Genomic DNA, 25033 nt, shown 5'->3' with positions numbered 1-25033 from the left:
CTAACTAGACTTACAAAGGGAGGAATTGGAACATGAAATTAGGCATTGTAATTTTTCCATCTAAAATGATTCAAGATAAAGCGAACGGATTGCGTAAGCGTTATGACCCGCACTACGCATTAGTTCCGCCACATATTACATTGAAAACACCCTTTGAGACGCAAGATGAACAATTAGAATCGATTGTAAACGAGCTACATACAATCGCAGGTAAAACGAATCCTTTCACCCTTCATGTTGGGAAAGTTGGTTCATTCGCACCTGTTAATAACGTCCTTTATTTTAAAGTAGAAAAAACACCTGAACTTACTTTCTTAAATGAAGAAATGCATGGCGGGTTATTCACACAAGAACGCGAATATGCTTTCGTACCTCACTTAACAATCGGACAAGGCTTATCAGATGCAGAGCATGCTGATGTATTGGGTCGATTACGTATGAAAGATTTCTATTATGAACAACCAATTGATCGTTTCCATCTTCTATATCAATTAGAAAATGGAACATGGACTGTACACGAAACATTCCACCTTGGAAAGGGGAACAACTAATTTGCACGCACAGATTGTACAAACGGACGAACAACTAAGAGATGCATTCTCTGTACGTAAACAAGTGTTTGTAAATGAACAACGTGTCTCTGCTAAAGAAGAGTACGATGAGTTTGAAGAAACTTCAACACACGTTGTTATATATGACAATGATGTTCCAGTTGGTGCTGGACGTTTTCGCACCCTTGATGGTATAGGGAAAATGGAACGCATTTGCGTGCTAGGTTCCCATCGTAAAAAAGGTATCGGAAAAATTGTTATGGATGCGCTTGAAGCGTATGCAAAAGAAAATTCGCTACCAAAATTGAAACTTCATGCTCAAACACATGCTGAAGATTTCTATAAAAAACTTGGCTATGTAACGAGTTCTGATGTATTTATGGAAGCAAATATCCCGCACGTCGTAATGATAAAAGAATTGTAATTTGAAAGCAGGAGGTGACCCCTCCTGTTTTTTACATTGCTATTTTCTTTTTCTTCCGCTAAAGTTAAATGTTGATGCTATAGTTTTGAAGGTGAACATATGACACAAGAAAAATTTTCACAAAAATCGTTAACACACGCCGATATTCCGCGTGCGACATATCATATTCCGAAAACATCTACCCATTTAATTATGGAAGAAGATGTAGATGCGGCTTATTTCCGCGCTCTCGAACAACAAAATGTTTTTTTAAACGAAAAACAATTAGAAGCCGTGCGCACAACAGAAGGTCCTGTTCTCACACTAGCTGGTGCTGGAAGCGGGAAAACATCTGTTTTAACAACTCGCGTTGGCTATTTAGTAAATGTAAAACAAGTTCATCCACGAAATATTTTATTACTTACATTTACACAAAAAGCAGCTGAAGAAATACGAAGTCGTGTTGCGAAGTTACCGGGTATGAATCATGCAGCAAGTAGCTATGTTGTTGCTGGTACATTCCACTCTGTTTTCTTAAAATTGCTTCGTAGTCAAGGGTATAATCAGCAAATTTTAGCAAATGAAAAACATAAACAAATTATGATAAAGAAAATCTTAAAAGAATTGCGTTTAAAAGACGATTATGATGCGGAAACGATACTCGCGATGATTTCACTTGAGAAAAACAAATTAAATCGTCCGAAAGATGTAAAAGCGAAAACACCAGTGGAACAAGAATTTAAAGAAGTATATGAACGTTTTGAAGAAGTAAAACAACGATACAATTATATTGATTTCGATGACATCTTATTGGAAACATATTATATGTTAGAAAATAATGCTCCTTTACTAACTCAATTACAACAACGTTTTCACTACATTGAAGTAGATGAGTTTCAAGATACATCGTATGCACAATATGAAATTGTAAAATTGTTAGCCACACCAAGAAATAATTTGTTCATCGCAGGTGATGATGATCAAGCTATCTATGGCTGGCGAGGGGCAAGTCACCAAATTATTTTATCTTTTCCAAAAGAATTTGATAACACAACAATCATTGCACTAAATACGAATTATCGATCCAATCCCTTTATCGTCGGGCTTGGAAATGAAGTTATAAAATTAAATCAAGAACGTTTTGATAAAGAGCTATACTCCGTTCGTGAGGAAGGTGTACAACCTTTTTATTCAAGACCTGCTACGACTCTTGATGAAGCAAATCAAATTTTACAGCTCATTCAAGAAAAAGTGGATAGCGGTGAACGAAACTATAAAGATTTTTGTTTACTGTATCGCACACATTCTGTAAGCCGTTCGTTACTTGATCAGCTTACCATTCATAAAATCCCGTTTATTAAACACGGGGCGAGCCAATCATTTTATGAACATTCTTTAATTAAGCCTGTATTAGATCATTTAAGACTCGTGATTGAGCCGTTTCGACTAGAATCACTTTCAAACATATTGCCGACGATGTATATCGGACGTGATGATTGTATTTCATTTATTGAGCGTGAACAATGGAAATATGGTGAAGGCCGTTTTCCTTCTCTTCTTCATTTCTTATTATTAAATCCGAGCTTAAAACCTTTTCAAGTGAAAAAAGTAAATGAGCGTATTGATTTTATTAAATTTATTAAAGAATTAGAACCGAAAAAAGCATTAAAAGAAATCATTCATGGTAAAGGAAAATATTTAGAGTACTTACAAAGTAACGATCGTTCTTCCTTTACGATGCATAAAGACATACAAGAAGAAATGTTGGAAGAATTAATGGAGTCTGCAACTCGTTTCACCGATATTCCAGCTTATTTACAATTTATTGACGAAGCAATTCAAGGTCAAAAAGAAATGGAAGCATTAAAAACAATGCCGCAAAAAGATGCCGTTTCACTTATGTCAATTCATAACGCAAAAGGCCTTGAATTTCCATGTGTCTTTTTACTTGGAGCGAGTGATGGGATCCTGCCGCATACTTCTTCTTTAAAAGATGCAAATGATCGTGTTACGGAAACTTCTGAAGCATTAGAAGAAGAACGCCGATTACTTTATGTCGCCATTACACGTGCGAAAGAAGAACTTTACATTTCTTCTCCGCAATTTTTCAGAGGAAAGAAATTAGATATATCTCGTTTTTTATATACTGTGCGAAAAGATTTACCTGAAAAGACATCCACTAAATAAGGATGTCTTTTTTTATAATGCGTTATGTACATCCCTCCTATATAAATTCCTTGTTTTTATCATAAGAATTAACGTAATATCAACCATATCCCACTCATATTGTAATAGTGTATGTCAGAACTCACGAGAAGGAGTGAACATAATGAGCTGCAATTGTAATGAAGATCATCAACATGAGTGTGATTTCAACTGTGTATCGAATGTTGTTCGTTTTATACATGAACTACAAGAATGTGCAACGACAACATGTGGATCTGGTTGCGAAGTTCCATTTTTAGGTGCACATAACAATGCATCAGTAGCTAATACACGTCCTTTTATTTTATACACAAAAACTGGAGAACCTTTTGAAGCATTCGCACCATCTTCAAGCCTTACTAGTTGCCGATCTCCTATTTTCCGCGTAGAAAGTATAGATGATGATGACTGTGCTGTATTGCGTGTATTAACTGTAGTTTTAGGTGATGGTACCGCTGTACCACCTGGTGACGACCCAATCTGTACGTTTTTAGCTGTACCAAATGCAAGACTAATATCAACCTCCACTTGCATTACTGTTGATTTAAGTTGCTTCTGCGCTATTCAATGCTTACGCGATGTTTCTATTTAAAACTAAATAATGAGTTAAGCATGGATTGGGTGGCAGATAATTCTGCCACCCAATCCATGCTTAAAGAGTATTCTTATGTAAATTTCTTAAAATTGGGAACTTGTCTAGAACATAGAACCTGTCCTTTTCATTAACTGAAAGTAGAAACAGATAAAGGAGTGAAAAACATGTTCTCTTCTGATTGCGAATTTACTAAAATCGATTGTGAGGCGAAGCCAGCTAGTACACTACCTGCCTTTGGTTTTGCTTTCAATGCTTCTGCACCTCAGTTTGCTTCACTATTTACACCACTATTATTACCTAGCGTAAGTCCAAATCCAAATATTACTGTTCCTGTAATCAACGATACAGTAAGTGTCGGAGATGGCATTCGAATTCTACGAGCTGGTATTTATCAAATCAGTTATACATTAACAATTAGTCTTGATAACTCACCTGTTGCACCAGAAGCTGGTCGTTTCTTCTTATCATTAAATACGCCAGCTAACATTATTCCTGGATCAGGTACAGCAGTTCGTTCTAACGTTATTGGTACTGGTGAAGTAGATGTATCCAGTGGTGTTATTCTTATTAACTTAAATCCTGGTGACTTAATTCAAATTGTGCCAGTTCAGTTAATTGGAACTGTAGACATCCGCGCAGCAGCATTAACAGTTGCACAAATTAGTTAGTAAAAAGCGGTATTTCTAATACAGAAATACCGCTTTTTATATAATAAAAAACACTCACAGTAGCATGAGTGTTTCATTCTTCATATTGTTTTATTGCGTTCTTCTTTTTCCCACAATTGCATCCCTTTTTCTTCACAAATCCTTGTTGTTGTAATTGTTCTTGATATGCCTGTTGTTGTGCTTGGTGTTGTTGCTGTATATGATACCACTGCTGCAGGTCATATGAATTTTGCCTTGGATTATTGCTCACAGCAAACATCTCCTCTACTGTCAATTCTGTCTATTTACTATATGAACAACTCTTTATTTCCGTTCCCTGATTCTTTTAAACTCCGCTTTTTCTCTTATTATGAAAAAATATTATTCTCCCATAAAATATCCTGTAACCGTTTCAATGATTGCTGCTGCACCTGCAATGGCTAATAATGCAAGTAACGGCTCCGCAATGATAGGAATCCAATTATATAAAACTAATAAAAAAGCACTAACCCATACACCTGTACACCAATAACAGCTTAACAATTCACCAATCCACTTTCTTAATCCTTTACCTTTTACTTTTGTAAATGTTGATACACTTCCATCCGGCTCCGTAATCTCTAATTCATCAATAAATGGTCTTCGCAAAAAGGCTGTTATTTTATCATATACAATTAAACGAGTGAGCCTAAAAGCAGCTAACGCAAAAATAAAAAATAAAAGCCAGCTTGTAAACAGCATAATTCCACCTTCCCTTATCCTCTTTCGCCTATTTAAAAAAAAAGGTCTTGAGATTGTGACCAAATCTCCTCGACTCCAATATCTTATTAATGTAAATACAAACAAGAAGATAAGGAGTGACATTAATGAGTTGTAACGAAAATAAACACCATGGCTCTTCTCATTGTGTAGTTGACGTTGTAAAATTCATCAATGAATTACAAGATTGTTCTACAACAACATGTGGATCTGGTTGTGAAATCCCATTCTTAGGTGCACACAATACTGCATCAGTAGCTAATACACGCCCTTTTATTTTATACACAAAAACTGGAGAACCTTTTGAAGCATTCGCACCATCTGCAAGCCTTACTAGCTGCCGATCTCCAATTTTCCGTGTGGAAAGTGTAGATGACGATAGCTGTGCTGTACTACGTGTATTAACTGTAGTTTTAGGTGACAGTTCTCCGGTACCACCTGGTGACGATCCAATTTGTACGTTTTTAGCTGTACCAAATGCAAGATTAATATCTACAACTACTTGTATTACTGTTGATTTAAGCTGTTTCTGTGCGATTCAATGCTTACGCGACGTTTCTATCGTTAAGTAAACTAAAAAACTATTGGGGTGGTAGAAGCTTTCTACCACCTTTACATATTTAAAAGCCAGCCATACTAATCGATTGGATATCATCTATAGACAACCTAATATCTCTCATACTATTTTGCGGCATAATAGATACAATGCCATTACGATACGATATGATCGATCCAACATAAGAAACTGTAGTTGTTTTTATTCTGCACCTTACTTTCGGAATATAATGAGGGCGGTTTAATAAAAAATGAATTTTTTCATCATTATTCATATCCTTAAATGATTTATTATACGGGACAGTTCTTACTGGTTCTTGTTGTTCTTGTTGTTCTTGCTCTTCTTGCTCTTCTTGCTCTTCTTGCTCTTCTTGCTCTTCTTGCTCTTCTTGCTCTTCTTGTTCTGCGTGTTCTTCTTTTTCTTCTTCTATTTTTTCTTCCCCTTGCTGCTCTTCTTGTTGTTCTTGTTCTGTTACCTCTTCCACAGCACCGCTTACAATATTTTCATGTCTATTACTTTGCTCTTTTTGATCTTCATTTTCAAAGTTTGTCAGGATAATCCTTTTTATTTTCGGTGCAGCAAGTTCTAAACTTACTTGCGCAATATATAACAACGGTTTTCCAACTGTTGAACTTTTATTTTTATTCTTCACACTCGTCCCTCCCACTTCCATACGTAGCTGAATAAATCGTGTACTATTATAGTTATATTCATCACGTGGCAAGAACTTTCGTTAAAAATCGTTCTTTCTCAGAACAAATAAAAAGGACAATCTCAGCATTTAGAGATTGTCCTTTAAAAATTAATATTCTATTTATCCTAGGATATGATACCCTGAATCAACGTGAATGTTTTCTCCTGTTACTCCACGTGCTAAATCACTGAATAGGAATACTGCTGTATCGCCAACTTCTTCTGGAGTTGTTGTACGACGAAGTGGTGCGCGCTCCTCAATTTCTCTTAAGATTGAGTTGAAATCGCCTACACCTTTTGCAGACAACGTACGAATTGGTCCTGCAGAAATAGCGTTGACACGAATACCATGTTGACCTAAATCGTTCGCTAAATATTTCACGCTCGCTTCTAATGAAGCTTTCGCAACACCCATAACGTTATAATTTTTCACAACGCGCTCGCCGCCAAGGTATGTTAACGTTAAAATATTTCCGCCTTCTGTCATTACTTTCTTCGCTTCTCTTGCTACAGCTGTTAAAGAGAATGCACTAATATTTTGTGCAAGTAAAAATCCATCGCGAGAAGTATCTACAAATTCACCTTTTAAGTCATCGCGATTTGCAAAAGCAATACAATGTGCTACACCGTGAATAGTACCTACTTCTTGTTTAATTGTTTCAAAGCAAGCTGTAAGTTCCTCATCATTCGTTACATCACAAGGTAATACAAGTGATTCTTGTCCTTCTAATGTGTCCGCTAATTCACGAACGTTTCTTTCTAAACGTTCTCCTGCATATGTGAATATTAATTTTGCACCTGCATTATGCAAAGAGCGAGCAATTCCCCATGCAATACTTCTTTGGTTCGCAACGCCCATAACAACAAATGTTTTCCCTTGTAATAGTTCCATGATATATCCTCCCAGAAATACTTATACTTGTTATTAGTACCTGATACTATAATTATAGTACCATAAAACCGCTTAAAGGCAAACAAAAAAGTCATTAACAGAAATTTGTTAATGACTTTTGGTTTCTATAAAAAACCGCTCTAATCCTTCTTCCCAAGAAGGCATTTGTGAAAAACCATTTAATCGTAGCATGTTGTGTTGAAAAATAGAATATTTGGGCCTCGCAGCTGCAGCCCCGAATTCTTCCGTTGAAACAGGTAATACATGCACTTTCATATTTGCATACGAAAATATCTTTTGTGCAAATTCAAACCAAGAGCATGAGCCTCTGTTTGATACGTGGTATGTACCGTATAAAGAAGTATGAATGAGCTTATTAATAACCATATTTAAATCCGCCACATACGTAGGCGAGCCAACTTGATCCGCTACAACAGATATTTCATCTCTTTCTTTTCCTAATCGCATCATCGTTTTCACGAAATTTTTTCCATATTTACCATATAGCCACGATGTGCGAACGATAAAATATTTATTATGTAACTCTTTGACGAACTGCTCCCCCGCATACTTAGAGGCTCCATATATATTTATCGGCGCTGGACTATGAAATTCGTCGTATCCATCTGGTCTAGCGCCTTGAAATACATAATCAGTACTAATATAAACTAGCTTCGCCCCTACTAATTGTGAAGCAACCGCTACATTTCTAGCCCCGATTGCATTTATTCTATATGCAAGATCCTGTTCTTTCTCCGCATGATCTACTTTCGTATAGGCAGCACAATGAATAATTATATGTGGTTTTATTTCTTGTACCACTTGTTGTATTCGGGATATATTTGTCACATCTAATAACTTTTTATCAAATGGATATATATCATATTCTTCAGAGTTTAACTCTTCAAATAGTTGCTTTCCTAATTGACCGTTTGCTCCTGTTATGATAACCCTCTCTTTCATGTAACATGCCCCTTACTGGTCTTTTAGTGGTTTCCACCATTCCTTATTCTTTTCATACCATTTCACCGTCTCTTGTAATCCTTGTTCAAACGTATATTTCGGTTCCCAATCAAATTCATTCTTCATTTTCTCTGCATCAATCGCATAACGACGATCGTGCCCTAAACGATCTGTAACATATTCAATGTCTTTTTTTGTTTTTCCTAAAAGAGTAATAATTTGTTCCACAACTTCTACATTTGTTTTTTCATTATTTCCACCTATATTATATACTTCTCCTACACGTCCCTTATGCAAAACAACGTCAATCGCACTGCAATGATCCGTTACATGTAACCAATCTCTTACATTTAAACCATCACCATATAACGGTAGTTTTTTTCCTTCTAGTGCATTCGTAACCATTAATGGAATTAATTTTTCAGGATACTGGTACGGTCCATAATTGTTAGAACAACGCGTTACTATAACCGGTAATTGATATGTTTTATAGTAAGATAGAGCTATCATGTCCGCGCTCGCCTTACTTGAAGAATATGGACTATTTGGAGCTAACGGCGTTTTCTCTGTGAACTTCCCTGTTTTTCCTAAAGAGCCATACACTTCATCCGTTGATACTTGCACAAATTTTATATGCGAATATTTTTTAACTAGTTCTAATAAAGTGACCGTCCCAATTACATTTGTATCATAAAAAGGAATCGGATTTTCAATACTACGGTCCACATGTGATTCAGCTGCAAAATTTACAATCACTTGTACGTCCCGCTCTTTTATAACGTGTTCTAATAGCTCTCCATTTTGAATTTCTCCCTTTACAAAAAAGTAATTCGGGTGATTCTGAAGAGATTTTACATTATTTAAATTCCCGCTATATGTTAATGCATCGTAATTAATAATTTTATATGATTCATAACTTTGTAGCATGTAATGAACGAAATTACTTCCAATAAATCCAGCCCCACCTGTTACTAATATATTCATAAACAACGCTCCTACTTAAAAACTATCTTCATATTCCTCTAATAATGGTAATATCTGATCCTTATCGGACAATATAGGATCGGTTACTGGCCAAGGAATTGCTAGATCTTTATCTTCCCAAAGTAATCCAGAGTCATGCTCTGCGCTATAATATTCATCTACTTTATACATAACGATAGTATGCGGGACAAGCGTGCAAAATCCATGTGCAAACCCTCTTGGCACTAGTAATTGCCGATGGTTATCTGCACTTAAAATATACCCTTTCCATTGTTTAAATGTTGGTGATTTTTTTCGTAAATCAACGATAACATCATAAATTGCCCCTTGCATAACTTGAATGAGTTTCGTTTGTGCTTTCGGTTTTTTTTGAAAGTGTAGTCCTCGAATCGTTCCAGCCTTAGCCGAATAAGATACGTTATCCTGTACAAATGAATACGTAATCCCTAATGTTTCTAGCACCTGCTTATTATAACTCTCTGAAAAAAAACCACGCTCGTCTCCAAATAACCTCGGTTCTAACAATTTTGCATCGGTAAAATTTGTTTCTACAACTTTCATATTCTCACCTATTCTCCGTTAAACTGTTTCCCAAAATTAATACCCCGTGCTAACGTATTCGCCTTTTGAAGCGAAGCATGAGTTCCCGCATCAGTCCACCAGCCGCTCATTTCATTATAAGTAAGTACCCCTCGTTTTAAATACCAATTATTTATATCTGTAATTTCAAGTTCTCCCCGTGCAGAAGGTTTTAATTCTTTAATATAAGGAAAGACTTTCGAATCATACAAATAAATTCCCGTAACCGCATAAGAACTTTTCGGCTCTTTCGGCTTTTCTTCAATTTCAACTATTTTTCGGTTTTGAATATGTGCTACGCCAAATCTTTCGGGATCTTCTACAGATTGCAATAGCACTTTCGCACCTTCTTTTTGATTTGCAAACTCTTCAACATACGGAAGAATATCATCTGAAAAAATATTATCCCCTAATATAACTACCATACGATCATTCCCGACGAAATCTTCACAAAGCCCTAACGCCTGTGCAATACCGCCTGCTTTATCTTGCACACGATACGTAAAGGACACTCCAAATTCATGACCACTTCCTAAAAAGCTAACAACATCCCCCATATGCTCTTTACCTGTAATAATCATAATATCTGTAATATCACATTGTTTTAGCTTATATACCGCATGATAAATCATCGGATACCGACCAACAGGAAGTAAATGTTTATTCGTTACTTTCGTTATTGGATATAATCTCGATCCAGTACCACCTGCTAAAATAATTCCTTTCACTTTGCATCTCTCCTTTATGATGGAGATAATATATCTTTGTAATGTTCTACAAACACTTTCCGGTACTTCTCATATGTATCCGCATCAAACTCATCCCCGTTGTAATGAATACACCATAAATTTGCTTGATTTGGGATACCGATTAAATAACCAGCCCTTTGAAACTCTAAAGACTGTGATATATCATAAAAGTGAAACCCTTGAAACAAATCTTCTCGCCACGGAATATCATACTGCGTTGCCATGAATAAACCATCAATTGCCTGAACTGACAAAAATGGTTGATTACCATAAAAAACCTGATCTAAATTTAATAATTGATAATTCTGTCTTCTATACTCAATCACTTTCCCTACTAAATTTTTTCCTTCCCACCATATCCCGTTATTCGGTAAAAACTGAGCCCCAGCGACTCCTATTAAACCAAGCTTTTCATTTTCTTTAAAAAGAGATATAAGTGTAGAAAACATGTCTCGATTAATAAGATATGTATCTTGATGTATATACACTTTGTATTTCGCTGGATATGAAAGGGCTCGGTTGTATGCACTTGCCATACTTTGCGCATCTCGTATCGGAAAAATTTGCACGACATAACCAGGGGGAACAAAAATATTTCTTATTTGGCTCTCACATTGTTTGAAAAGCTCCTCATTATTTACACAAACAACGACTAATATTGTATGATCTTTCATTTTTGTCCCCCCTTTTATTCTTCCTTATTTATATCTGACATATAGTGTTCCACAAATATTTTTCGATACTTTTCATAGTTCGTCATATTCACATCAAAATGATAATGGATACACCAAGCATCGCGCTGTACAGGTACACCAACTGTATATCCTGCTTTTTTAAATTCAAACGATTGAGATACATCATAAAAATCAAATCCGTCAAATAAGTCTTCTCGCCACGGAACATCATATTGTGTCGCCATTAATAAACCATCAATACATTCTACAGGAATAAATGTTTTTGATTCATGATACGGTTGTTCTAAACTTGCCATATAAAACAAATCATTCATATAACCAATGACCTTCCCTACAATTCCACGCCCTTCGTTCCATACACCAGTCGGAGGAACATATTGCGCTCCAACCATCCCAATCATCCCAAGGTTTTCATGTTCCTCAAATAATTGAAGTAATCCGTATAAAAAAGCCCTATTTATAATAAAAACATCTTGATGTAAATAAACTTTATACTTCGCAGGATGCGAAATGGCTTGATTGTATCCACTCGTCATACTTTTCGCATTTCGAATCGGCATAAATTGGACAATATATCCTGGCGGTACTAACAATTGCAATATATGTCGCACGCAGTTTGCATACAATTTCCGATCATTTATACATGTAACAAATAATATTGTTTTGTCTGCAGCACTCATAATTGTGATTTTTCAGCTTCAATAATATACTGAAATACAACTGTCTCAGCCATGAAGCCACTTCCAAGACGATATTTTTTACAAATTCCATATAACTCCTCAATAAGTGGTTCATACATTTTATGATCAACATATACACGATCTACTTTACTAATTGAATATCCTGCTTTTAAAAACATTCTTAGCATTTCATTGAATGTAAAGAAACGAATATGTGTTTTATCTAATAAACCATATTCTGTATACGTCCAATTTCCAGCAAGTAAGGGAGCTAATACTGAAATATGAGCAACGTTTGGTATACTTGCTAAAATCACACCATTTTGCTTTATATATGGCTTTACTTTTTCTATTACAGCCCACGGATCAAATAAATGCTCTAATACATCCCCAAATATGACGCAATCAAATTGCCCCTCCTCATAAGGAAGATCTATTTTTTCTATATCCCCTAAAATAACATGATCTAGTCTTTCTTTCGCTTTTTCTGCCGCCTCTGGAAATGCCTCAATTCCTGATACACGTGTACCATTTTCTTTAATAGCCGCTCCCAATGCACCGCTCGAGCAACCAATATCAAGAACTTCTTTCCATTCCTTTTTTATATGCTTTAATAAATTCGGATTCGCTGCATTATAATAATGCTCGGATTTTTCTTCATATAAAGAACTTTTTTCGCGATTCATTTCACACACTCCTTATGCAAATTGAATTAGAAATATAAATCTCATATGAATTCTATAAAGTGCAGATTTTTTTCATCCCCCAATGATTATTAGCCCGCAAATAGCAGTATAAAATCTTTTATTTATATTGGTTACGTTACTGATACTCTAATATATAACCAATCTATTAGAGTTAGAATAGCGATAAATCATTTCTAAGAAACGAAACCTATTACACTTTATATGGTTTATCAAAAACTCCCCGAAAATATTTACGGTTATATTCAATTGCAGCATTATTCGGAACATAAGAAGCTGCTAATTCATTGTAATAATACGCTTTATCCTGCTCCCCTAACCTGCTATAACAAATACACATTTGTAAATAGGGTAGCCATGTGTAGCTAGCTGGACTATGGAAAGGGCTTTCCGTTGCCATTGGTACTTCCGTAGCAAGTTTAAACCAAAATATCGCTTCATTATATTTTTCTTGTTCCATATATATATATCCTATTCTTGTACAATTCTCTCCTCTAGGGACGTCATACCGAAACGACTTCACACAAGATTCGATTGCCTTCTCCCACATTCCGAGCTTCGCATAGCAATCTCCTAGCTTACCACATGCATAAATTTTTTCTTCATACCATCCTTCGTCTTGATTAAGAAATGTTTCATATAGAAGAACTGCATCATCATATTTTTGGTTATCCGTAGATTCATTTGCGTAATAAAATAAATCTCTCGGACTCAATTCTTCACCTGCAGCTACAGTATTTTGAAAAATTTTCAAATTACGATCTGTTACTTTTTTTTCTTTTTTATGTGTAATAGCAACATTACTACTAAAAACCTCACCAGAAATAGCCAAATACTCATGAACCTTTCCAAACCATTGAAATTGTTTTTCACGCTTTACAAGTCGATTTCTTTTTGTACAATATAAAGGTTTCCCGTTAGAATCCATTGCAAGGTGATAAGGCATCGAAACAGCATCAATTTTAGGATCTAATTCTCTTTTTAAAAGTTTCAATGCTTCTTGAGCATCTTCTAATAATACGTCATCTGCATCTAGCCACAATATATACTCTTGCGTCGCTTTTGAAAAAGAAAAATTTCTTGCTGCTGCAAAATCATCAATCCACTGGAAATCATATATGTTAGAAGTGTAGTTCTCTACGATTTCTTTCGTTCGATCGACGGAACCTGTATCAACTACTATAATTTCATCCACAATTTTTTCAACTGTTTCTAAACAACGGGCTATTGTCTCCTCCTCATCTCGAACAATCATACATAAACTAATTGTAATTCCTTGCTTGTTCAACATAATCACCCTCTTCCAAATCAATCATATGTTATACATATACTAAACTTTCCATTTTTTTAAATTGTTCAAGTAGTTTAAGATTTCTTTTCAATAATTCAAATGTCCGTGTCATTTTCTTTCGGTTTTGCATCTACTATATAATGAACGCTTTATGGAGGTGAATTTATGTCAAATAATAATTATTCAAATGGATTAAATCCCGATGAATCTTTATCTGCTAGTGCATTTGACCCTAATCTTGTAGGACCTACATTACCACCGATACCACCGTTTACCCTTCCGACTGGGCCAACCGGGCCTACTGGACCGACTGGACCTACGGGGCCTACTGTACCTACCGGGACTACTGGACCGACTGGACCTACGGGGCCTACTGGACCGACTGGACCGACTGGACCGACTGGTGTCACTGGGACTACTGGACCTACGGGGCCTACTGGTGACACTGGGGCTACTGGACCTACGGGGCCTACTGGTGACACTGGAGCTACTGGACCTACGGGGCCTACTGGGGCTACTGGGGCTACTGGACCGACTGGACCTACTGGCCCATCCGGACTAGGACTTCCAGCAGGATTGTATGCATTTAACTCCGCTGGAATTTCTTTAGATCTTGGACTTAATGCTCCAGTACCATTTAATACTGTTGGATCTCAGTTTGGTACAGCAATTTCTCAATTAGATGCTGATACTTTCGTTATTGCTGAAACTGGATTCTATAAAATCACTGTTATCGTATATACTGCGGCAATAAGTGTATTAGGGGGGCTTACAATCCAAGTAAATGGGGTATCTGTACCAGGTACTGGGGCTACTTTAATCTCAGTTGGAGCACCTATCGTTGTTCAAGCAATTACGCAAATTACGACAACTCCATCATTAGTTGAAGTAATCGTTACAGGACTTGGGCTATCATTAGCTCTTGGTACAAATGCATCTATTATTATTGAAAAAGTTGCTTAATTTTTTACTTAGCAGTAAAACTGTTATCAGTTTTACTGCTTTTTCAATTTTAAATTCAATCATGAAACATTCGCTATCTACATAATCATATTGTTGTATGACATTTTGCAGGAGGCACAAATATGGAAAGTAAATCTGCTGTTCAGCTTTATCTCGAATTGCTAAAGAAGACAATTTTATTTGAAATATGGTTGGAATATGAGGCATACTTACCCGCATCTCTACATATTTCGAAAGAACTAGAATTCGAACCAGTTACAGTCCCCCTCCCTTTATTCATTAAGCAATATGCTGAAAACCATAACTTAAAAATTGTAAAACCAAATGTTTCAAAAAGTGAACGTCATGATGGAATGGATTGGCCAAGAGCAGCACATAGCATGATTGGTCGAGAACGTATGAACCAATTACAAGAGGCAATGGAAACCGTTGTTCGTGAAAATATAGAAGGAGATTTTATTGAAACAGGTGTATGGCGCGGAGGATCATGCATTTTTATGAATGGTTTTTTACAAGCAAACAACATTACGAATCGTAATGTGTGGGTCGCAGATTCATTTGAAGGTTTGCCAGCACCGAATCTAGAACAATATCCAAAAGATTACGGTGATTATTTACACACATTCGATTACTTACGCGTCTCTTTAGAACAAGTACAAGAGAATTTCAAAAAATATGATTTACTAAATGATCAAGTGAAATTTTTAAAAGGCTGGTTTAAAGATACTTTACCAACAGCACCAATTGAAAAAATAGCAATTGCACGGCTTGATGGTGATATGTACGAATCTACAATGGATGGTCTCGTGAACTTATATGATAAAGTTTCTAAAGGTGGCTATATAATTATCGATGACTACGGGCTACCGCCATGCGCTGAGGCTGTGACAGACTTTAGAAATCAACGGAATTTAAAAGCCCCTATTACTAAAATTGATGTATTTGGCGTTTATTGGAGAAAAGAATAAAAAAAGATTTAATCTATAGGAGATTCCATTTCTACTCATCCTTCTCTCACTTCTAATCCAATTAAGTATTCTTTTTCGGAATCTCCTTACATATAACAATGGTTTTCCTGTGTTCTCTCACTACAAATTGAAAATTTTATTAATAGATTTACTGCATCTTCTCATACAAGAAAGGGGTATACTCATGAGCGAACTTAACAAAGAAATGACTTTACTCCCCCCTCCTGAACTCGTCCAGTATGTAGGTGGCGACTTCAAAAAAGTTGGAAAAGAGTTCCTAAAGCATTTTATTCAAATTGGCGCTTTAAAATCAAATGAAAAAGTATTAGATGTAGGCTGCGGCGTCGGCCGAATGGCTGTACCATTATTGAATTACTTAAATGATGATGGAGCGTATTATGGATTTGATTTGTTTAAAGATGGAATTATTTGGTGTCAAAATAACATTTCAACTATGCGTAATAATTTTCACTTTGAACATGTTGACATATACAATCAATTCTATAATCCAGAAGGAACAGAAGATGCCTCTCAATATCGTTTTCCCTATGAAGATGGGACATTCGATTTTATCTTTTTAACTTCTGTATTTACACATCTTCTCCCAAAAGAATTAGAACATTACGTATCTGAAATTGTACGTGTATTAAAAAAAGACGGGAGATGTTTCATTACATTCTTTCTAATAAATCCTGAATCGTCCTATTATTTAAATGCAGGACAAAGTACATTAGGTTTTTATCATCGAATTGAAAATTGCTACGTTGTGAATAAAGATATTCCAAATTTTGCAGTTGCTTATCCTGAGACAGATATTTGCAATCTATTGAATAAGTACGGCCTAGAAATAATCAATAAGCCGCATTACGGTTTATGGTGCGGCAGACATGAATATACAAGTTACCAAGATATTGTTCTTACAAAAAAAAACTTCTGAAAGGAAGTTATGTATGATGAATGAAAAAAATCTACCTCTCGTTTCCATCCTTATTCCCACTTATAATCGGCCTCATTATTTTAAAATTGCTCTAGAAAGTGCATTGGCACAAACTTATTCAAATATTGAAATCATTATCGGAGATGATAGTACAAATGATGAAACAGCAACTTTAATACGCGAACAATACTTACCAAATTATAAAAATATAACATACATTCGAAATATCCCTACTCTAGGACAATTTCACAATGACCTTATGCTCATAGAAAAATCAAATGGTGAGTATATAAATTTTTTAATGGACGATGACGTGTTTTATAAGCATAAAATACAAAAAATGATGACCTATTTTGAGCAAGATCCCAATAAAAATCTTGCTCTTGTTACTTCTTATCGAGTACGTATTGATGATCATGGAAATCTAATAGGTGATTCCCATCCAACACAAAGGTTATATAGTGAAGACACTCCATTAAACGGGATATTTTTAGGTAATTGGATGTTAAAGGGCGGGCACAATATTATCGGTGAGCCTACAACTACTTTGTTCCGAAAAGAATTGCTCACTGATCCTTTTGGTACTCTTAAAGAGCGACAATATTCTTGTAGTGTTGATATGGCCTCATGGATTTCTTTACTTTCTAAAGGAAATGCAATATACATTTCTGAGCCTTTAAGTCAATTTCGCTACCATGCTGGACAACAAATACACAATAAGCTCCTTCAAGGTTGTGAAGATTTCACACACCTCGTTATAACAGCAAAAGAATATGGCTTTTTACAAAATACTACGGACTATAGAGCAGCTCTACTTAGTGCTTACCAATGGTGTAAAAGTTCCTTAAAATACTATCTTCATCAACTAGATATTTTTCCTGACGCACATGTACGTCTTTCCCATTGTTTGGATATAATTATTAAAGAGTTAAACAATTAAATTACTCTGCAAAATTAAAAGTGTATGGGCTATATGCGAATCATTCGTATAGTTCATACATTCTTTCTCATACTATAAAATCCATTACTATAAAGAGCATTAGAAAGGAATACCTACATTGAAAGATCCAAATTCTCAATATCAAATAGACTACGTATTACTATTTATTTTATTTGCCATTGGGATTGTTAGTTGTTGTGCTATTGCAAGTGCGCAAGCCTCTTTACCGCCATTTTTACAAAACGTCAATTTTGTACTAAAGCAAATCCAATGGTATTTCATTGGATTTATAGCCATTGGTGTTATTATGATTATCGATTTCGATCGTTATCAAAAAATTGCTTGGTATTTGTATAGCTTTGCAATGGTACTACTTATTGGACTAGAACTTCAAGTACCAGGTGCCGTTACAATTAAAGGTGCTACCGCTTGGTACAGGCTCCCAGGCATCGGGAATTTTCAGCCTTCTGAAATTATGAAATTGTTTTTAATTATCGTCATTGGAAGAATTATAGCAAATCATAATGAGAAATATTTTCCCCGAACAATGCGTGATGATTTTTTATTACTTGGAAAAATATTTGCGACAAGCTTGCCACCACTACTACTTATTGCAAAAGAACCAGATTTAGGAAACACAATGGTCATTTCAGCGATGCTTGCAGCAATGATACTAGTTTCTGGCATACGATGGCGTTTTATTTTCGGATTAGTTTCAGGTACTTTCGTTGCTGGATCTACATTAATATATATTTTTTTTACTCACACAGATTTCTTTAAAGCACACATTTTAAAAGAATATCAATTAAATCGCTTCTACGGATGGTTAGCACCTTACAAATATGATGCACAAGGCTATCAATTAAGACAAGCATTCTTAGCGACTGGATCCGGAGAAATGCAAGGAAAAGGGTGGGAAAATGGACAAGTATATTTTCCAGAACCACATACAGATTTTATTTTCACTAATGTCGCTGAACAATTTGGATTTCTAGGCGCAAGTGTCATTATTTCTCTTTTTTTCTTACTCATTTTTCGAATGATTCATATTGCTTTAGAAAGTAATGACCCCTTCGGTAGTTACATTTGCGCTGGTACAATCGGAATGTTTACTTTCCAAGTATTCCAAAATATCGGGATGACAATCGGATTACTTCCCATTACAGGGATAACATTACCTCTTATGAGTTACGGAGGAAGTTCACTGCTTACATACATGATTGCGATTGGATTCATTTTAAATGTTCGCTCAAGAACGAAAATCTTTATGTTTAAATGAACAACACAAAAACGCTATATTTTTATCTCTATCCTTTTTTAGATATACTAATGAAAAATACGATGGAGGTTTAAATATGAAATATGACATTATAGGAGATATTCATGGATGCTTCCAAGAGTTTCAAAATTTAACAGAGAAGCTAGGATATAACTGGAGTAGCGGTCTACCGGTTCACCCTGACCAACGTAAACTTGCATTCGTTGGCGATATTACAGACCGTGGTCCTCATTCATTACGTATGATTGAAATTGTATGGGAACTTGTCATACATAGAAAAGAAGCTTATTACGCTCCTGGAAATCACTGTAATAAACTATATCGATTTTTCCTTGGGCGTAATGTAACAGTCGCTCACGGACTTGAAACAACTGTTGCTGAATATGAGGCACTTCCTTCTCATAAGCAAAACATTATAAAAGAAAAGTTTATCACTCTTTATGAACAATCACCGCTCTACCACATACTAGATGAAAAAAGAGTAATCGTATGTCACGCTGGGATTCGGCAAGATTACATAGGAAGACGAGATAAAAAAGTACAAACCTTTGTATTATATGGCGATATTACAGGAGAAAAGCATGCCGATGGCTCACCTGTCCGTCGCGATTGGGCGCAAGAGTACAAGGGGCAAGCTTGGATTGTATATGGACATACACCAGTAGCAGAACCTCGATTCGTCAATCAGACAGTCAATATTGATACTGGTGCTGTATTTGGTGGCAAATTAACCGGATTACGTTATCCTGAAATGGAGACTATCTCTGTCCCTTCTTCGTTACCTTTTGTCGCTGAGAAATTCCGTCCAATTTCATAACTACCTTACTTAGCATTATTTAGGCAGATTTCATATAAAACTAGGTAAAGTAATTAAAAAAAGATGCAATAAAGTGCATCTTTTTTTAATTACCCTACATATAATGTCGCAGGAGGTGACAGAATGAAGAAAAAATCTTCTAAACAAAAAAGAAAATTTCCCCCTTTATATCTGCCCATGTACGGAATTAACAACTGGTGTAGTATTCGGGCTGCAGCGATAGAAGAACTGGAAGAACAAGAGTCATCAAAAAAAAGCAAAGTAAAACCAACATATGTCTCTTTAGAAAATGCTGTGATGAGCCGCATAATCGATCGTAAAAAAATAAAGATGAAACAAAAAAATAAACAGCTCTCAAATCAAGATGAACAGGTACTACATTCTAACCAAACAGAAGAAAAGGCCGAAGAAAATATTTCTGTAGCAATAAATAAAAAAGTGGAACCAGAAATTCCAGCTGCTATTATAAACAAAGTAAAAAAAATAAAAGAGGCATTGGCTTCATCGAATGATATACAAACTGAAAAACCACTCATAATTGAGACACCTACACCTGAAAATACAAAAGTTAAAAGGGGCGGCCGATATGCATATGCGGAGGGGCTTCACTCTCATGCGGAGGGCATGGCAGCACATGCGGAAGGCTTATTAACACACGCAAAAGGTTCTTTCTCTCATGCAGAAGGATCAAACTCAAAAGCAACCGGACATAGTTCGCATAGTGAGGGAAGTGAAACGACAGCAAGCGGTGCTTATTCTCATGCGGAGGGTAAACAGACGATTGCTTTAGGCGAAGCAGCACACGCAGAAGGAACCGCAACTATCGCTAACGGATCCTCTTCTCATGCGGAAGGTCATCATACATCAACAGCTCATTTTGCAGGTAGCCATATTATGGGGCGCTTCGGCACTGCAGAAGAAGCTTATTCTTGGTTTATTGCAAATGGTGTAAACGACACCGACCATAATATCGGGGCTAAATGGCTCGCCCATAATGGAGAAATGTACATTGAGGGCGCGTCTTACAATGCAAGCGGAACGGATTTTGCACAAATGTTTGAAACAGAAGGTCATAAACCTATTGATGTCGGTTATTTCGTTGCATTTAGTAGCGAAGAAAAAATTCGGATAGCTACTTCACACGATTCTTTCATTTTAGGAATATCTAGTGCAACCCCTGCACTTATAGGAAATAGCGGGGCTTTAAGTTGGCAAAAACGCTATAAAACAGATAACTTTGGAAAACGCCAATATGTATGGACGGAAACAGAAGAAATACAACCTCTTTTAAATACAGAATGGGATCCAGCTTGCAAATATGTAGCAAGAAAAGATCGCGCCGAGTGGCTTCCTGTCGGATTAATTGGACAAATGTTAGTACGTGATGACGGCACTTGCGAAGCACATGGATATTGTCGTCCAAATGACAATGGCATTGCTACAAAAGCCGAAAGTGGATTTTTCGTTATAAAGCGTACGGGCGAAAACCAAATTTTAATATTATTCCGCTAAGAAAAAAGGGAACAAAATTCTTTATAATATAAGAATTTTGTTCCCTTTTTAAGTATGCCGCAACACTTCTTGCATATCGCTTGGAAGCTTTATAGTGAAAGACATCTCTTTCTCTAAAATAGGATGATAAAACGTCAAAGATTTACTATGAAGTGCTTGCCGTTTCATTTCATCCCTTCTCCCTCCATATAAGCTATCACCAAGTAATGGATGTCCTATATGAGCCATATGCACACGAATTTGATGCGTTCTTCCTGTCTCAAGCTCAAGCCCTACATGTGTCTTATCATATGTACTATCAATTACTTTAAAATGAGTAACTGCCCTTTGTCCATCTTCACAAACCGTTCGCTCAATAATGCTATCAGATTTTCGACCAATTGGTGCATCAATCATTCCTTCTCGTTCTACAATCTTTCCGTGAACAATTGCTTCATACGTTCGTTTCACAGCTTTTTGTTGATGCTGCTTCGATAAAAGATGATGCACGAAACGATTTTTTGCAATAAGCATAAGCCCTGAAGTATCACGATCTAACCGTGTTACAATGTGCACTGTACTTGCAAGATGCTGCTTATCATAATGAGATAAAATCGCATTGGCAACACTCCCTGTCGGATGTTCTCTAGACGGAATCGTTGACATGTTCGCCTCTTTATCAATGATAAGAACCGCATCATCTTCATATACAATGCATAAAGGGATATCTTCTGCCATCATCCCTTCACTTCTTTCCTCGACTGGAAAAAAGACACTTAATTCTTCACCAGCGCGCAACTGATGACGAACACTCGCATGTTGACTATTTACTTCAATTGCCCCGCCGTGAAACTTTATATCCGTTAAAGCGGCTTTAGAAATACCTTTCGTTTTCAAAAATTCCCTAACTAAAGTTCCCTCTTCAGCCAGCCCTATATCCCATTTCAATGTAAATCTGTTCAAATATATAACCCTTTCTATTTATCTGCAACAAACGAGTCACGAACTCGTTTCCAGAACGGGAACGGGCGGAAACGAACAAATCGTACTTTCTCGTTTGCGACGCGATACTGGATTGATTTCACATCTTGATGGACCATTGTTAAATGATCCACTGTAATTTGTAAGTTCATTCCTGCAGCCGGCTTTAACACACATGTATGATGCTTCGGCAATACGAGTGGCGATCCTACAGTACGAAACACACGATTGTTAATGGACGCCATTTCTGCAATTTGAATCGCTTCAATAGATGGGTGAATAATTGCTCCGCCAAGCGCTTTATTATACGCAGTACTTCCTGAAGGAGTAGAAATACAAAGACCGTCCCCGCGGAATGTTTCAAAATATTCTCCGCGTATTTCTACTTCTGTTACTAATGTACCTTCTGCACTTTTTACAGTCGCCTCATTCATCGCTAAATACTGTGACTCTTTACTTCCATTCACATAGCGAATAATAACTTCTAAAAGCGGATATTCCACCACTTGGAATGGTGTTTTTGCAATCGCAATTACTAATTTCTCTACTTCTGTCGGTAACCAATCTGCATAGAAACCTAAATGTCCTGTATGTACACCAACAAATGCTGTTTCATCCAATCGATTATAATAACGATGAAACGCATACAAAAGCGTTCCATCTCCCCCAACAGAAATTACAATATCGGGTTCCTTTTCATCCATTATAAATCCAAAATCTAGCAAGTACTCTTTCATCGTGCTTGCCAGTGTATCTGATGATTGATCTCCCTTTGACATAATTGTAAATTTCATCGCCCAACACCCTTTAGTTTATGATTCGGAATCTTTCGTTTCTTGCTTTCTTGAAAAAGCCTTTTGCGCTTCTTGAATTTCAAGACGAATAGAAGACATTTCTTCATCTAATAAAAACGCCGCTTCAGCTGCACGTTGCAAGCGTATTTTAATATCTTCAGGAAAACGTCCACTATATTTATAATTTAAAGAATGCTCAATTGTTGCCCAAAAGTTCATTGCTAGCGTGCGTATTTGGATTTCTACCAATACTTTTTGTTCACCCTGAATCGTTTGAACAGGATAACTAATGACAACATGATAAGAACGATAACCGCTATCTTTCTTTTGCGTGACATAATCACGTTCTTCCACGATTTCAAAGTCATTTCGTTTTCGAAGATATTCTACAACAGGCTTAATCTCATCAACAAATTGACACATCATTCTAAGCCCAGCAATATCCTGCATATCTTCTCTCAATCGGTCTAGCGGTACATTTCTCTTCTCCGCTTTATCAATAATACTTGCAACCGACTTTACCCTTCCTGTTACAAACTCAATTGGAGAATGCTCTGTTAACATTGCAAATTGAGTACGCATTCCTTTTAGTTTCACTTTCAGCTCTGCCACCGCTTGGTGGTAAGGTGCTAAAAATTCTTCCCAATTTCGATTCATTTCAACCACCACCAAAATCAATCCATTTGCTTATAGAAATACTTTTTCTACCCCACATCAAGATACCCACCGAAAAACTTATACAAAGCTTTATAAATCAACTGGCATCTTATTTTCATATTTTACTGTTGCCGATAACAACCGATACAAAACGATAAGTATGTGGGCAAATTGTGGGGCCATCCCCCACTAGAAAATGCATCTGGTATAGCTATTCCTAACACACCTTTTAGTACTATTAAAAAAATTCCAAGAACAAAAAGCACAGCGTGTATAAGAAGTGCGTCCAACATTTCTTATACCGTCCGCCTACCATAACTAGGCAAACACCTGCTGTACCCTCACGCACTATTTTACCGTACGTAAGGGCTCCTAGCAACAGTTTGCTTACATTTGGCATTCTGTTGCTTTTTTGTTTAGACAAAGGAGCCTATTATTATGAAGAAACGTATTGATGTCATAGCTCAAAAAGAATCCTATCACATTTTATCCACATTTACTGATGTGGAAGAAGTAAACAAAGTAGTTAGAACATATAGAGACGTTATTCGAACGTCTGTTACACGTGCCGATGTACAAGCTAAGCTACTTACATTATTGGATATTTTAAAACGCCACAGCTGCAAATATGCAGGGTTAAGTTTCCTATGCAAAAATTCAATTGCTAACATGATAGGAGTTTCATATAAAACTGTACAACGTCTCATGAAAAAACTTGTGGATTTAGGAATAGTGAATCAAGTGGCAATGAAACGTAAAAAAGATATGCGTCAAACTGCCAATGCGATTATCATTCAACCAATTGTAGAAGAAGTGTCCGACAAGACCCCTACCGAAATGACTGAAAAGTGTCCTACCAAGAAAACAAATACTATTTCTTTAAAACAAAATATAAAAGATATACATATACGTAAAGAGGACGATATTCAATCTCATGTAAATGATAAAGATTTCATCGATTACCGTGTACCGCAATCTATGCGTATGAAATTACAAACTGCTTTTGGCCCTAAAATAATTAATGAATCATTCCAAAATGCCAGAAACATTGCGAAGAAAGCTGCTAAGAAATTTAATTTACTAGCGGATACCGATGTATTTCACAACCTTCTTGCGAATGCTTCTTCTGTCCTGTTCTCTAAAACACAGAAATTTGAGCATAACGGTACTTTGATGAAAAATCCGATTGGTTATTTTACACGCACGTTCAAAAAGATGGTCTATGATTACATCGATAGCTTTAGAGAGAAGCATATTCTT

At 36.2% G+C, this 25033-nt stretch carries 29 protein-coding genes; 14 read left to right on the top strand and 15 right to left on the bottom strand.

Annotated features, from left to right (window positions below; genetic code table 11):
* Nucleotides 1-32: 32 nt before the first annotated feature.
* The 5 genes from ATL10_RS00145 (at nt 33) to exsF (ending at nt 4422) form a co-directional block, all read left to right on the top strand.
* Nucleotides 33-551 carry a YjcG family protein gene (locus ATL10_RS00145; protein WP_000765871.1) on the top strand — a complete coding sequence of 173 codons (519 nt, stop codon included), beginning with the start codon at nt 33-35 and terminating at the stop codon, nt 549-551.
* Between the two features lies 1 nt (nt 552).
* Nucleotides 553-975 carry a GNAT family N-acetyltransferase gene (locus ATL10_RS00140; RefSeq protein ID WP_110496192.1) on the top strand — a complete coding sequence of 141 codons (423 nt, stop codon included), beginning with the start codon at nt 553-555 and terminating at the stop codon, nt 973-975.
* Between the two features lie 99 nt (nt 976-1074).
* Entirely contained in the window at nt 1075-3141 is a 2067-nt protein-coding gene (locus ATL10_RS00135) for an ATP-dependent helicase (protein WP_072939702.1), read from the top strand.
* A gap of 142 nt (nt 3142-3283) precedes the next feature.
* Nucleotides 3284-3751: a spore coat protein CotY gene (cotY, locus tag ATL10_RS00130; protein ID WP_001277719.1), complete on the top strand. Its 468-nt coding sequence runs from the start codon at nt 3284-3286 to the stop codon at nt 3749-3751.
* 167 nt (nt 3752-3918) lie between these two features.
* Nucleotides 3919-4422 carry an exosporium protein ExsF gene (gene exsF / locus ATL10_RS00125; RefSeq protein ID WP_000492939.1) on the top strand — a complete coding sequence of 168 codons (504 nt, stop codon included), beginning with the start codon at nt 3919-3921 and terminating at the stop codon, nt 4420-4422.
* A 73-nt stretch (nt 4423-4495) separates the two neighbouring features.
* Here exsF and ATL10_RS00120 read toward each other — a convergent pair whose 3' ends face one another.
* Together ATL10_RS00120 and ATL10_RS00115 are read right to left on the bottom strand one after the other, a co-directional pair.
* Nucleotides 4496-4681, bottom strand: coding sequence for a hypothetical protein (locus ATL10_RS00120; protein WP_023521433.1), 186 nt, complete (start codon nt 4679-4681; stop codon nt 4496-4498).
* 101 nt (nt 4682-4782) lie between these two features.
* Nucleotides 4783-5142 (bottom strand): DUF1360 domain-containing protein, encoded by a 360-nt coding sequence (locus ATL10_RS00115; RefSeq protein WP_000899660.1) that lies wholly within the window; start codon nt 5140-5142, stop codon nt 4783-4785.
* A gap of 125 nt (nt 5143-5267) precedes the next feature.
* On the opposite strand from ATL10_RS00115, the gene exsY reads away from it, so the two are divergent.
* Complete coding sequence (gene exsY, locus ATL10_RS00110) at nt 5268-5732, top strand: exosporium assembly protein ExsY (RefSeq protein ID WP_001277740.1); 465 nt, start codon at nt 5268-5270, stop codon at nt 5730-5732.
* Nucleotides 5733-5780: 48 nt separating this feature from the next.
* Here the strand turns inward: exsY and ATL10_RS00105 are convergent, their stop codons facing one another.
* From ATL10_RS00105 to ATL10_RS00060, 10 genes are all read right to left on the bottom strand, one after another.
* Nucleotides 5781-6389 (bottom strand): spore coat CotO family protein, encoded by a 609-nt coding sequence (locus ATL10_RS00105; protein WP_110496472.1) that lies wholly within the window; start codon nt 6387-6389, stop codon nt 5781-5783.
* A gap of 141 nt (nt 6390-6530) precedes the next feature.
* Nucleotides 6531-7301, bottom strand: a complete 771-nt coding sequence (gene fabI / locus ATL10_RS00100; protein WP_000421885.1) for an enoyl-ACP reductase FabI — start codon at nt 7299-7301, stop codon at nt 6531-6533.
* A gap of 108 nt (nt 7302-7409) precedes the next feature.
* Complete coding sequence (gene rfbD / locus ATL10_RS00095; RefSeq protein WP_110496190.1) at nt 7410-8264, bottom strand: dTDP-4-dehydrorhamnose reductase; 855 nt, start codon at nt 8262-8264, stop codon at nt 7410-7412.
* Between the two features lie 12 nt (nt 8265-8276).
* Complete coding sequence (gene rfbB, locus ATL10_RS00090; protein WP_090975824.1) at nt 8277-9248, bottom strand: dTDP-glucose 4,6-dehydratase; 972 nt, start codon at nt 9246-9248, stop codon at nt 8277-8279.
* 15 nt (nt 9249-9263) lie between these two features.
* Nucleotides 9264-9809: a dTDP-4-dehydrorhamnose 3,5-epimerase gene (gene rfbC, locus ATL10_RS00085; protein ID WP_090975822.1), complete on the bottom strand. Its 546-nt coding sequence runs from the start codon at nt 9807-9809 to the stop codon at nt 9264-9266.
* Between the two features lie 8 nt (nt 9810-9817).
* Nucleotides 9818-10555 carry a sugar phosphate nucleotidyltransferase gene (locus ATL10_RS00080; protein WP_110496188.1) on the bottom strand — a complete coding sequence of 246 codons (738 nt, stop codon included), beginning with the start codon at nt 10553-10555 and terminating at the stop codon, nt 9818-9820.
* Nucleotides 10556-10569: 14 nt separating this feature from the next.
* Nucleotides 10570-11250 carry a glycosyltransferase family protein gene (locus ATL10_RS00075; protein WP_000651522.1) on the bottom strand — a complete coding sequence of 227 codons (681 nt, stop codon included), beginning with the start codon at nt 11248-11250 and terminating at the stop codon, nt 10570-10572.
* A gap of 14 nt (nt 11251-11264) precedes the next feature.
* Complete coding sequence (locus ATL10_RS00070; RefSeq protein WP_098284184.1) at nt 11265-11951, bottom strand: glycosyltransferase family protein; 687 nt, start codon at nt 11949-11951, stop codon at nt 11265-11267.
* Nucleotides 11948-12637: a class I SAM-dependent methyltransferase gene (locus ATL10_RS00065; protein ID WP_001078430.1), complete on the bottom strand. Its 690-nt coding sequence runs from the start codon at nt 12635-12637 to the stop codon at nt 11948-11950. The genes ATL10_RS00070 and ATL10_RS00065 overlap by 4 nt, the downstream gene beginning before the upstream one ends.
* A gap of 211 nt (nt 12638-12848) precedes the next feature.
* Nucleotides 12849-13946 (bottom strand): glycosyltransferase, encoded by a 1098-nt coding sequence (locus ATL10_RS00060; protein ID WP_098235196.1) that lies wholly within the window; start codon nt 13944-13946, stop codon nt 12849-12851.
* A 165-nt stretch (nt 13947-14111) separates the two neighbouring features.
* On the opposite strand from ATL10_RS00060, the gene ATL10_RS00055 reads away from it, so the two are divergent.
* From ATL10_RS00055 to ATL10_RS00025, 7 genes are all read left to right on the top strand, one after another.
* Nucleotides 14112-14909, top strand: a complete 798-nt coding sequence (locus ATL10_RS00055; RefSeq protein ID WP_110496186.1) for a BclA C-terminal domain-containing protein — start codon at nt 14112-14114, stop codon at nt 14907-14909.
* A gap of 122 nt (nt 14910-15031) precedes the next feature.
* Nucleotides 15032-15877, top strand: a complete 846-nt coding sequence (locus ATL10_RS00050) for a TylF/MycF family methyltransferase (RefSeq protein WP_000444386.1) — start codon at nt 15032-15034, stop codon at nt 15875-15877.
* Between the two features lie 184 nt (nt 15878-16061).
* A complete protein-coding gene (locus ATL10_RS00045) occupies nt 16062-16814 on the top strand; it encodes a class I SAM-dependent methyltransferase (protein WP_065228468.1) in 753 nt (250 codons plus the stop codon).
* A gap of 13 nt (nt 16815-16827) precedes the next feature.
* Complete coding sequence (locus ATL10_RS00040; RefSeq protein WP_065228475.1) at nt 16828-17754, top strand: glycosyltransferase family 2 protein; 927 nt, start codon at nt 16828-16830, stop codon at nt 17752-17754.
* A gap of 118 nt (nt 17755-17872) precedes the next feature.
* Nucleotides 17873-19033 carry an FtsW/RodA/SpoVE family cell cycle protein gene (locus ATL10_RS00035; protein ID WP_000654698.1) on the top strand — a complete coding sequence of 387 codons (1161 nt, stop codon included), beginning with the start codon at nt 17873-17875 and terminating at the stop codon, nt 19031-19033.
* Nucleotides 19034-19109: 76 nt separating this feature from the next.
* Nucleotides 19110-19850, top strand: a complete 741-nt coding sequence (gene prpE, locus ATL10_RS00030; RefSeq protein WP_000872702.1) for a bis(5'-nucleosyl)-tetraphosphatase PrpE — start codon at nt 19110-19112, stop codon at nt 19848-19850.
* 123 nt (nt 19851-19973) lie between these two features.
* On the top strand, nt 19974-21362 hold the full coding sequence (locus ATL10_RS00025; protein WP_090975815.1) for a peptidase G2 autoproteolytic cleavage domain-containing protein: 1389 nt from the start codon (nt 19974-19976) through the stop codon (nt 21360-21362).
* Nucleotides 21363-21410: 48 nt separating this feature from the next.
* Here ATL10_RS00025 and ATL10_RS00020 read toward each other — a convergent pair whose 3' ends face one another.
* Genes ATL10_RS00020 through yjbM form a run of 3 tightly spaced genes read right to left on the bottom strand, consistent with a single transcriptional unit; the run spans nt 21411 to nt 23773 of the window.
* On the bottom strand, nt 21411-22304 hold the full coding sequence (locus tag ATL10_RS00020; protein ID WP_065228464.1) for an RluA family pseudouridine synthase: 894 nt from the start codon (nt 22302-22304) through the stop codon (nt 21411-21413).
* Between the two features lie 14 nt (nt 22305-22318).
* The gene (locus ATL10_RS00015; RefSeq protein ID WP_000673190.1) at nt 22319-23116 is read right to left on the bottom strand and encodes an NAD kinase; all 798 of its coding nucleotides are present in this window, start codon (nt 23114-23116) and stop codon (nt 22319-22321) included.
* 18 nt (nt 23117-23134) lie between these two features.
* Nucleotides 23135-23773, bottom strand: a complete 639-nt coding sequence (yjbM, locus tag ATL10_RS00010) for a GTP diphosphokinase (RefSeq protein ID WP_001081482.1) — start codon at nt 23771-23773, stop codon at nt 23135-23137.
* 438 nt (nt 23774-24211) lie between these two features.
* Here yjbM and ATL10_RS00005 point away from each other — a divergent pair.
* Nucleotides 24212-25033: Fic family protein (locus ATL10_RS00005; RefSeq protein WP_110496183.1), on the top strand; the 822-nt coding region annotated here is incomplete at its 3' end.

It is taken from the genome of Bacillus sp. 196mf, from assembly GCF_003217275.1.
Classification (GTDB): domain Bacteria; phylum Bacillota; class Bacilli; order Bacillales; family Bacillaceae_G; genus Bacillus_A; species Bacillus_A thuringiensis_S.
The sequence above is the reverse complement of the archived record's forward strand: the minus strand, read 5'-3'. Positions and strand labels throughout refer to the sequence as shown.